This window comes from Sphingobium sp. L-44 (assembly GCF_056859495.1).
This window is the reverse complement of the sequence record NZ_JBSXOQ010000017.1, coordinates 1-8,640: the sequence shown is the minus strand read 5'-3', so window position 1 is coordinate 8,640 and position 8,640 is coordinate 1. Positions and strand designations below refer to the sequence as shown.

8 protein-coding genes are annotated in these 8,640 nt (G+C 63.9%); 4 read left to right on the top strand and 4 right to left on the bottom strand.

Translation table 11 applies throughout. The features are described 5' to 3' along the window. A partial coding sequence (locus AC13EK_RS00700; protein WP_483021964.1) for a hypothetical protein occupies positions 1 to 279 on the top strand: 279 nt, incomplete at its 5' end. Here AC13EK_RS00700 and AC13EK_RS00695 read toward each other — a convergent pair. Then, on the bottom strand, positions 219 to 1,286 hold the full coding sequence (locus AC13EK_RS00695; RefSeq protein ID WP_069336094.1) for a fatty acid desaturase family protein: 1,068 nt from the start codon (positions 1,284 to 1,286) through the stop codon (positions 219 to 221). The genes AC13EK_RS00700 and AC13EK_RS00695 overlap by 61 nt on opposite strands. A 199-nt stretch (positions 1,287 to 1,485) precedes the next feature. On the opposite strand from AC13EK_RS00695, the gene AC13EK_RS00690 reads away from it, so the two are divergent. Continuing rightward, positions 1,486 to 2,643 (top strand): hypothetical protein, encoded by a 1,158-nt coding sequence (locus AC13EK_RS00690; RefSeq protein ID WP_069336093.1) that lies wholly within the window; start codon positions 1,486 to 1,488, stop codon positions 2,641 to 2,643. A gap of 15 nt (positions 2,644 to 2,658) precedes the next feature. Here AC13EK_RS00690 and AC13EK_RS00685 read toward each other — a convergent pair whose 3' ends face one another. The 3 genes from AC13EK_RS00685 to AC13EK_RS00675 all read right to left on the bottom strand — a co-directional run bounded on the left by AC13EK_RS00685 (position 2,659) and on the right by AC13EK_RS00675 (position 6,934). Continuing rightward, positions 2,659 to 3,474: a sialate O-acetylesterase gene (locus AC13EK_RS00685; RefSeq protein WP_069336092.1), complete on the bottom strand. Its 816-nt coding sequence runs from the start codon at positions 3,472 to 3,474 to the stop codon at positions 2,659 to 2,661. Then, a complete protein-coding gene (locus AC13EK_RS00680; RefSeq protein WP_069336091.1) occupies positions 3,471 to 5,699 on the bottom strand; it encodes a TonB-dependent receptor in 2,229 nt (742 codons plus the stop codon). The genes AC13EK_RS00685 and AC13EK_RS00680 overlap by 4 nt, the downstream gene beginning before the upstream one ends. A 329-nt stretch (positions 5,700 to 6,028) precedes the next feature. After that, complete coding sequence (locus AC13EK_RS00675) at positions 6,029 to 6,934, bottom strand: LysR family transcriptional regulator (protein ID WP_010335886.1); 906 nt, start codon at positions 6,932 to 6,934, stop codon at positions 6,029 to 6,031. 231 nt (positions 6,935 to 7,165) lie between these two features. On the opposite strand from AC13EK_RS00675, the gene AC13EK_RS00670 reads away from it, so the two are divergent. Together AC13EK_RS00670 and AC13EK_RS00665 are read left to right on the top strand one after the other, a co-directional pair. Continuing rightward, positions 7,166 to 7,420: a hypothetical protein gene (locus AC13EK_RS00670; RefSeq protein ID WP_004211015.1), complete on the top strand. Its 255-nt coding sequence runs from the start codon at positions 7,166 to 7,168 to the stop codon at positions 7,418 to 7,420. A 22-nt stretch (positions 7,421 to 7,442) separates the two neighbouring features. Beyond that, a complete protein-coding gene (locus tag AC13EK_RS00665) occupies positions 7,443 to 8,339 on the top strand; it encodes a bestrophin family protein (protein WP_069336090.1) in 897 nt (298 codons plus the stop codon). The last annotated feature ends 301 nt before the right edge of the window (positions 8,340 to 8,640 follow it).

Sequence of the window (8,640 nt, the reverse complement as noted above, 5' to 3'; positions counted from 1 at the left end):
GGGCAATGGGGCATCGTCAACGAAGGCCATTTCATGCTGCCCGCCGGCGGCAGATATCAACGCTCGCCGCTGCCCTTCGAACTGATGGTGCCGCATCGCGACCAGTGCACCAACCTCATGGTGCCCTTCTGCGTCGCGGCGTACCCCGCCTCCCCCATCCGCCCACGAAAAAGGCCGGCGTTTCCACCGGCCTTCTTTCCTGTCCCGATCCACCGCGATCAGCGCGCGTGCATCGTGCTCCGGGCGATCTTGGCGACCAGCGGGAACATGCCGGTATAATTGCCCTGGCGATAGGGCGAGTCGATGTCGAGCGTCGCCATCAGCTGCCGATGCGCGGCCGCCAGATTATGATAGGGCACGCTCGGCAACAGGTGGTGCAACGCATGATAGCGCAGGCCGACCGGCGCCCACAGCTCAGGCAGCGTGCCGGGCGGCGGCACATTGACCGAATCCAGATATTGCGCCGTCACGGTCATCGCCTCGCCCTCATTCTCCCACAAATGCGCGACCAGGGTGCGCAGCTGGTTGATGACGGTCATCGCCGAATGGATCGCCATATAGACCAGCAAGGGCTTCCAGCCGAAGGCGAAGACACTGCCGACCAGCGCCAGCGCGAACAGGCAGGCGCCCGCTTCCTGCCAATGCCACATGCGGGCGAACTCGCCCTCGGGCGCACGGCGGCGATAGGCGGGATTGATCGACAGCGCCGAAAACTCCGCCACCACCTTGCGCCGCAGCGGCGGGATGAGGAGGCTGAGCGGCGTCAGCACGCCGAAACGCAGGATCAGGCCGACCGGCGCCAGCGCGGCGACGACGATGAACAGGGGCAGCGACCAGGGCTTCATCAGCGCCAGCGGCAGATATTCGGGGTCTTCCGCCGTGCCATAGCGGGTGCGGGCATGATGCTGGGTATGCACGCCTTCATACAGGAAGGACGGGATCATCAGCGGAATGCCGACCAGCAGGTTCCAGCCGAAGCGGAAGCCGGGCAGCGCGCCCTTGCGGATATGGGTCAGCTCATGGATGAAGCTGGCCGCGCGATAGATCGCCATCATCGACAACAGGGCGCAGCCGATCGCGATCGCCACATTCTGGGCCAGAATCGCGCCAGCCAGCGCGCCATAGCCGATCAGCGCCGACGCCAGCATGTCCGGCCAGTAGATGGCCGGGTTCGCGGTCGACAGGGTGCGCGTCAGATCCGCGGCAGCGCGCAGCATCTTCGTATCGTCGGGTATAGCCGACCGCGTGCGCGACGCGGCGGCCAAAATGGGATCATGCACAGTCATGCTGCCTTCCCTACACTCCAAATGCGCTGCAATCGTGGCAGCAACGTGACATATTCACCCCGGTTGGGGGTGTGGGCCGGTACAGATGCGCCAGAGGCGCATTTCCAGACCGACTCTTAGCGCCCCGACACCGGCCCGAGATTGACATTCCGCAAACAAGCGCCGAACTGCTCGACACATTTCTTCAAGGGCCTGCGCCGTGGCATCAACCGATCTCCTCATCACCCCCGTTTCCTCCAAGGCCGATCTCAAGGCCTTTGTCGACCTGCCCTGGCGGCTCTACGCCAATGATCCCAATTGGGTGCCGCCGCTCAAGTCCGAAGTCTACGGCCTGCTGACGCCGGGCAAGAATCCCTTCTTCGACCATGCCGAGGCTCAATATTTCCTCGCCCGGCGCGGAAACAAGGTGGTCGGCCGCATTTCCGCGCATTTCGACAAGCTGGCGCTGGCCCAGCCGGTCGAACAGGGCATGGGTCCGGGCACCGGCAATTTCGGCCTGTTCGAGGCGGAAGATGCCGAAACCGGCGCCGCCCTGATCGCCGCGGCCGAAGGCTGGCTCAAGGCCAAGGGCATGACCCGCGTGCTCGGCCCGATCTCGCTGTCGATCTGGGAAGAACCCGGCCTGCTGATCCAGGGTCATGACCATCCGCCGACGGTGATGATGGGCCATAACAGCGCCGCCTATCAGCCGATGGTCGAAGGCGCCGGCTATCAGCCGGTCAAGCAGCTCAAGACCTATGAACTGGACATCACCAAGAATTTCCCGCCGCTGATCGAGCGCATCGTCGCCTCGGGCGAAAAGAGTGCGCGCATCACCATCCGCAAGGTCGACAAGTCGAAATTCGATCAGGAAGCCGCGATCATCCTGGGCATCCTCAACGATGCCTGGGGCAAGAATTGGGGCTTCGTGCCGATCACCGACGCCGAAGTCGCCTTCACCGGCAAGAAATTGAAGCCGCTGGTGTTCGAGGATCTGATCATGATCGCGGAGCTGGAAGGCGAACCGGTCGCCTTCATGATGACCCTGCCCGACCTCAACGAAGCGTTGAAGCCGCTCAACGGTTCGCTCTTCCCGTTCGGCTGGATCAAGCTGCTGCGCTGGCTGCGCAAGCCGCAGGTCCGCACCATGCGCGTGCCGCTGATGGGCGTGGTCCAGCGGCTGCAATCCACCCGCATGGCCAGCCAGCTCGCCTTCATGATGATCGAATATATCCGCCGCAACGCCCTGGCCTATTACAGCGCGACGCGCGGCGAGATCGGCTGGGTGCTGGACGATAATCAGGGCATGAACGCGATCGCCGACGCCATCGAATCCAGGGTCAACAAGATCTATCAGGTCTATGAAAAGACGCTGTAAGGCGGCGGGCGCGCGTCAGCGCCCGCACCCATCCGCCTGCAAGGCCATCATCGCCCGCGCCATCGCCATGCCCAGCCGGCGCTGGGCTTCGGTCACCAGATGCAGTTCGTCCGCCTGCCGCTCAAGGCCGCCGGTCGGCACCATATAGGCGCAGCGCAGGGCGATGTCGCGCTGCGCCGCCTGCACCATCGCCCATCCCGGATAGCGCGCGACATGTTCCGGCGCGGCCGGCCCATCGGCGATCTGCGCAAAGAGGAACGGCAGGTCTGTGCGCCCCAGATCCCGCCGGAAATGCCCGACCAGATTGGCCAGCGCAGCGCCATAGCCCGTTGCCGCCGTCCCATTCTCCGCGTCGCTCTCGCCCTGATACCAGAGGATGCCGGCCAGCCGTCCGCGGACCGATCGCACCCGCGCCAGACAGGATCCATAGAGCGTTGTCCGATCCCCGCCGGGTCGCCAGCGCGCGATCGCGCTGCCGCCCTTGGCACAGGGGATCAGGAGTATGGGCCGCCGCTGCCGCGCAATCAGCGCGCGGGCAAAGAACAGGCCCGGTCCAACCGCCGCCAGCCGGTCCGCCGACACCATGTCCTGCTGCCCCTGCGCACTGTCGATCGGCTCCATCGCCGGCCGCACGATGCCATCATTGCCCAGCATCGTCACGCCCGGCACCGGCGCCCTTTCCGCCTCGGTCAGGTCCGCCAGCGCGCCCCGCCCCGACATGTTGGACTGGCCGGCCAGCACATAGATGTCGGGCAAGGGCACCGCGCCGCCGGCCGAGCCAGCCGCGCCGATCAGCGCGGCCAGGCCCAGCCCGGCAATCCGCCAGCTCAATAGCTGTAGCTCAGGCGGATGCCGCCATAACGATGGAAATCACGCGGCACATAGCCCTGGATCGCCGTCGTCCCATAACGGTTAGACACATCGTTGATCAGGTAGCGATAATGCTGGTCGAACAGATTGTTGATGAAGCCCATCACCTGCCAGGACTTGTCGGCGCTGCGCAGGCCCAGCGCGATGTTCACCATCGCATATTCCGGCTGGATGGTGCGCGGATTCTGGTCCAGCGGCACGACCTTGCTCTGCCAGGTGACGGCGCCCTGCGCGACCAGTTCCAGCGGCCCCTGCCCCAGCGGCTGGGCATAATCGATATTGCCCGCCAGCTTCCACTTGGGCGAGATCAGCATCACCTTGCCGCTCAGATCCTGGCGCGGCGGCGTGCCGACGCATCCCTGCGCCGCGGTCTGGTTCACATAGCAGGCCGCGCCGGCAAATTCCCTGAACTTGGCGTCCAGATAGGTCAGCGACCCATTGATGGTCAGCCCGGCCACCGGACGGATGCTGGTTTCCATTTCCAGGCCCCGGATGCGCACCTTGCCGACATTGGTCAGGCGGAAATTCTGCGTGCCGTCTGCCAGGTTCTCCACCGCCTGGGTCTGGAAATCGCGGAAATTGGAATTGAAGACGGTGACGTTCAGCGTCACCTTGCGATCCAGCAACTGCGATCGGAAGCCCAGTTCCAGGCTGTCGGACTTTTCCGGGTTCACCGGGCCGGCATCGGCGCGCGCCTGGTTGAAGCCCGACGAGATGTCATAGGCCTGCCCCTTATGCCCGGTCGCATAGGTGAGATAGAGGTTCATGTCGCGCGCGACATCCTGCTTGATGCCCAGCTTGTAGGTGCCGAAACTGTCGCTGCTGCGTCCCGCATAGACCCGGCTGGCCGCCAGATCGGTGAACACATAATCGATCTTTTCCCGGCTGTAGCGGCCACCGGCGATCAGCGTCGTGCCCGGCAGTGGATCATATTCCAGCTGACCAAAGCCCGCGATCAGGTCGCTGCCATTGGTCGCATCCCAATTGGCGTTGGAAAAGAGCGGCCCGCGATAGAAGTCGCGGCCGATGTCGACATTGCTGTAATAGGCACCCAGCGTATAGCGGAACCGGTCCTTGCCGGGCGAAATCAGCCGCAGTTCCTGGCTGAACTGCTCGCTGTCGAAATGGCCATATTGGAAATTCTGGAAGCTGCTGATCGCGGAATCGTCACTGTCGAACCAGTCATGCGACTTGTAGCGGTCATGCGCGGTGATCGACATGATCGTCGGCCCGCCCGTATCATAGCTCAGCCGCAGCGACTGGGCGAAGTCATTATAGGTGTTGCCGGTCGGGAAATCGATCGACACATCCGTATTGTCCTTGTCGACCGTGATGCCCGGCGCGAACACATCCTGGGTGAAGGCCGGGTTGCCGCGCAGGATCGCATTGTCGCCCAGTTCGATGAAGGGCCGCGTCGCTGTCGTCCGCCCATCGGCATAATCGATCGCCAGATCGGCCTGCAACTCGGCCGTCGGGTTCCAGCGCAGCTTGTTGCGGGTGGAGAAATAGCGGCGCCCGTTCAACGTCTTGCCATCGGCCAGGTTGCGCGAATTGCCCTTGAAATCATCATAGTTGACGCTGGTGCGGAAGCCCAGCGTGTCGGTCAGCGGCCCGGAAAGAACCGCACCGATCTGCTGCTCGTCATCGGTGGTGATCATGCCCCGCACCGACGCGGTCAGCGTCTTCGTCGGCGCCTTGGACACGATATTGATGAGGCCCGCCGAGGCCGACTTTCCATACAGCGTCGTCTGCGGCCCGCGCAGCACCTCGATCCGCTCGATATCGGAAAGATCGGTGAAGGCGCGCGACTGGAAGGCCAGCGCCACATCGTCCAGGATCACCGCGACGCTCGGCTCGACGCCGGGGCTGAAGGCCAGGGTGCCGACGCCGCGGATCGCGACATTGGCGCTCGCCGGATTTTCCGCCGGCCGGATGCTCAGCGACGGCGACACGCGGCTCAGATCGTTGAAATCCTGCACCGCATTGGCCTGCAACTGGGCCTCGCCCAGCACCTGCACCGACAAGGGCACATCCTGCACATTCTGTTCGCGCTTCTGCGCCGTCACGATGATGTCGCCGGCGGACATATCCTGCGCCTGCGCATGGGCCATGCCCGCCAGCGCTCCCGATGCGACGCCAACCAGCAGGCTCGCCATCACGACTGCCATTTTCGACTGCCCCTTCATCAACCTCTCCCGATCCTGTGTTCCAAAGCTGCCACCGGGAGCCATCGGCCGATGCGCCGGTTTGCCCGACTGCATCCACCACAAAGCCCACATTGCGGGACTCGACTCCAGATTTCGAAAAGACTGTAAGCGACAGATCAGGCCAGCGCAACATATTGGTCAAACCAATATTGGTGAATACGGTACTTGTCAGACAAATTGGCCTGACAGGTCGATGGCCATGGCGGATGGCTGCGCTCCTGCGGAAGCGGGCCGCCGTGAATCAGCATCGGCGCGATCGACGGTCTGCAGACAGTCGATCGCGCCGATCGCGCATTTTCAAAATCGGGTCAGGCGGCGGCCGGGGTCGCCTCGGCCGGCTTCAGATGGCGCGCCAGGAAGTCGAGGCAACTGCGCACCTTGGCGCTGTCCCCCTGCGCCGGCAGATAGAGGGCAACGATCGGCGATTCCGGCAGCGCGACGGCGGGAAGCACCGTCTGCAACCGCCCCTCTTCCAGATCGTCCGACACCGCCCATAGCGACTTGATGACGATACCGGCGCCATTGAGCGCCCATAGCCGTGCCAGTTCGCCATCATTGGTGCTCAGCACCCGGCTCGCCCGGTTGTCCCGCCCCATGTCCATGTCGATCGCGCGCCACATATCCTGCCCGCCGCCAATGACGATCCGGTCATGGCTGGCCAGATCCTCGATCGTGCGCGGCACGCCGCGTCGGCTGAGATATTCGGGCGAGGCGCAGAGCATGCGCGGATTGTCGGCCAGTCGCTTCATGATCAGGCCGCTGTCGGGCGGCGGATCGAAACAGATGGCGATGTCATGGCCGGTCTCGACAATATTGGCCGCCTGCCCCGCCGCCTCCAGATGCACCGCCACTTCCGGGTGCAGCGTCGCATAATGCTGGAACAATGGCGCCAACCGGCTGCGGCCCGAGTGCAGCGTGGTCACCACGCGCAATGCGCCGACCGGCTCGGTGGCATTGCGCATCACGACATTTTCCGCCTGGTCGATGTCGGACAGCGCCTGCCCCGCCTTCTCGTAGAAGATCTGGCCTTCCTGGGTCAGCGTCATGTGCCGGCTGTTGCGGCGCACCAGCATCACCCCCAGCCGCGACTCCAGTTGCGACAGGCGGCGACTGGTCGCGGCAAGCGACAGGTCCAGTCGTTTGGCCGCTTCGGACAGGCTGCCCGATTCGGCAATTTTCACGAAGGACAGGATTTCAGCATAGCGATCGGCCATGCGCAAAAAGCTATGCGCGTTACGCTGCATTGCAATAGGCGCAAGGTTGCAGTTCCGTGTAAAAACATTGCCACGTCTCCCAAACGGCACGGAAATGCGACGGAATTTTGCTGGCGTTACCGCTACCGCAAGGCTGGCTTGCATGGCGTGGACCACGTTGACCGTCGCTTGTGCGTCGCATCATTTTTCGAACAAAGGCCGCCCGTCGGCTCCATTTCGGAAAGGACCGCCATGATCCGCACGCTCGCCGCAACGCGCGCCGCGCCCACGCCCAAGACCAATCAGCGTCTTGCCTGGAACGATATCGAGGCGCTGCCCATCTATGCCGCCATGGCGCTCTGCTTCGCCTGCGCCTGGCTGGCGATCAGCGACAGCACCCCCACCATCTATGCGACGATCCTGAAGGCCGTTGGCATCATCGGCGGCATGGCGCTGCGCCATGCCTGGCTGAAACTGGATGAAGCCGACGGCACGGACATCGCCTGACCTGTAGAGAACCGCTCCCCCTATGATCGTCGGACGTGCCCCACGTATCCGCCAGAGTTTCCAGACCGCGTGGCGCGCGCTGATCGCGCTGTTCTTCTGGGATCTGGCGGTCACCATCTTCTACTTCATCTCGCCCTTCAAGGCGCCGGCCCTGCCGCTGACCATCTTCGGCACCGCCCTCGCTCTGGTCCTCGGCTTCCGCGTCAACTCCGCCTATCAGCGCTGGTGGGAAGGCCGCATCCTGTGGGGAGCCATGGTCAATGTCTCGCGCAGCTGGGCACGCGCGGTGATGAACTTCATCCCCGACCGGGCCGAAACGGCGGACCTGCGTCAGACCCTGGTCGAACGCCATATCGCCTATGTCCAAGCGCTGCGCTGCCAGCTCCGCCGGATCGATCCGGCGCCCGATGTGCGCCGCGTGCTCGCCGGTCCGGAGATTCCGGAGGAGATTCCGGAACTGGGCCGTCGCAATCCCGCCAACGGCCTGCTCGACGGATCGGGTCGCCGGGTCGAACAGGCCCGCGCGGATGGCTGGATCGACAGCATCCAGCAGACCCAGATCGAACGGCTGCTGGTCGACATGTCGAACGCGCAGGGCGGCATGGAGCGGATCAAGAACACGCCGCTGCCCGCCCAGTATCGTAGCTTCCCCAAATTCTTCACCCGGCTCTTCTGCATCCTGCTGCCGATCGGCCTGGTCGAGACATTGGGCATCGCCACGCCGGTCGGATCGGCGGTCGCGGGCTTCATGTACCTTGCCGTGCTGCAGATCGGCGACGACCTGGTCGATCCGTTCGGCAACGACGTCCACGACCTGCCGCTCGACAGCATCACCACCACGATCGAGGCGGACATGTGCGACACGCTAGGCCGCGAAGGGCCTCCGCCGGTCCAGCCGGTCGACGGCGTGCTCTGGTAAAGCCAAAGATTGCCCGCCAAACCGGCCGTCATCCTGCATTAGATGCGGGATCCATTCAGCGCGCCCTCGCAGCACAGAAGGAATCGCGGATCCTTCGACGAGTCCAAGAGAGCCTTTCGCCAGGATGACGCTGATAGGGATCAACGTGTTTCGACCGATAGTGTTGAAGACCCGGTCTTTGCAGTGATGGCGCGGTTCTGATTCACTGGCGTTGTCGTTAGGCGACGGGCTGATGATGGGTGATCGGACGGTGATGCAGGAGGTGCTGTTTTACAGGTTCAGCCTGGAAGATCATGTTCCC

Coding starts and splice junctions, on each gene's coding strand:
- AC13EK_RS00675 (WP_010335886.1), bottom strand. CDS start 6,934: ATGGCCGATCGCTATGCTGAAATCCTGTCCTTCGTGAAAATTGCCGAA.
- AC13EK_RS00695 (WP_069336094.1), bottom strand. CDS start 1,286: ATGACTGTGCATGATCCCATTTTGGCCGCCGCGTCGCGCACGCGGTCG.
- AC13EK_RS00680 (WP_069336091.1), bottom strand. CDS start 5,699: ATGAAGGGGCAGTCGAAAATGGCAGTCGTGATGGCGAGCCTGCTGGTT.
- AC13EK_RS00670 (WP_004211015.1), top strand. CDS start 7,166: ATGATCCGCACGCTCGCCGCAACGCGCGCCGCGCCCACGCCCAAGACC.
- AC13EK_RS00665 (WP_069336090.1), top strand. CDS start 7,443: ATGATCGTCGGACGTGCCCCACGTATCCGCCAGAGTTTCCAGACCGCG.